Source organism: Burkholderia sp. BCC1638, assembly GCF_902833195.1.
Classification (GTDB): domain Bacteria; phylum Pseudomonadota; class Gammaproteobacteria; order Burkholderiales; family Burkholderiaceae; genus Burkholderia; species Burkholderia diffusa.
This window is the reverse complement of record NZ_CADFEC010000096.1, coordinates 1-673: the sequence shown is the minus strand read 5'-3', so window position 1 is coordinate 673 and position 673 is coordinate 1. Positions and strand designations below refer to the sequence as shown.

General features: G+C 70.4%; 1 protein-coding gene. It reads right to left on the bottom strand.

Annotation, left to right across the window (positions count from 1 at the left end):
• The coding region (locus HWX22_RS31350; protein ID WP_175917000.1) for an efflux RND transporter permease subunit at nt 1-673 on the bottom strand (673 nt) is incomplete at both ends.

The window sequence follows — 673 nt, the reverse complement described above, 5'->3', positions numbered from 1 at the left end:
CGTGCGGTCGACCTCGACGTCGATGGCGGGCTCGTCGCCGGGCTGCTGGATGCGCGCGTCGACCAGCCCCGGCACGCCGCGCAGTTGCGCGAGCAACTGGTTGGCCACCCGACGATTGGCGTCGAGCCGGTTGCCGACGATCTGGATGTCGATCGGCGAGGGCAGCCCGAAGTTGAGGATCTGGCTGACGATGTCGGCCGGCAGGAAGGCGAAGCCGACGCCGGGAAAGGCGGTGGCCAGCGTGTTGCGCAGGCGCGCGACGTAGCCGGCTGTCGGTGCGTGGCCCGCTTTCAGCGTGATCAGCACGGTGGCGTCCTGGGTGCCGATCGCGCCGCTCGAGTCGTAGCTGAGGTTGATGCCGCTGACCGGCACGCCGATATCGTCGAGCACCGAGGCGATCTGCGCGGGCGGTATCACGCTGCGGATCTTCGCTTCCACCTCGTCGGCGAGCCGCGCGGTCTGTTCGATCCGCGTGCCGGTCGGCGCGCGCAGGTGCAGGCGGATCTCGCCGGTGTCGACGGCCGGAAAGAAGTCGCGGCCGGCGAAGGCGAACAGCGAGGAGGACGCGAGACAGGCCAGCACGAAGCCGGCGATCACCGCGCGGCGATGGCGGATCGCCCCGTCGAGCAGGCTCCGGTAACGCGCGCGGACCATGTCGAAGCGGTGCTCGAAG